Below are 255 nucleotides of genomic sequence, written 5' to 3'. Positions count from 1 at the left end.
GTTCGACAGGGCGCGGAAGAGATTTATCGTGGCACCAACGAAATTTCAGCTGGCAATGCGGACCTGTCATCTCGCACCGAAGAACAAGCGGCGGCTATCGAACAAACTGCCGCCAGCATGGAGCAACTCACTGCGACGGTGAAACAGAATGCGGATAACGCGCATCATGCCAGCAAACTGGCGCAAGAGGCTTCTATTAAAGCCAGCGATGGCGGGCAGACGGTTTCCGGTGTAGTAAAAACGATGGGCGCTATC

Annotated in this window: 1 pseudogene; it reads left to right on the top strand. The window is 54.9% G+C overall.

Annotated elements, in window-relative coordinates:
• Positions 1–255: pseudogene (locus tag V5P19_RS24015) on the top strand (methyl-accepting chemotaxis protein); the annotation flags it as partial.

The sequence above is a fragment of the Enterobacter sp. UNJFSC 003 genome (assembly GCF_036903355.1).
Lineage (GTDB): Bacteria > Pseudomonadota > Gammaproteobacteria > Enterobacterales > Enterobacteriaceae > Enterobacter.
The sequence above is the reverse complement of the archived record's forward strand: the minus strand, read 5'-3'. Positions and strand labels throughout refer to the sequence as shown.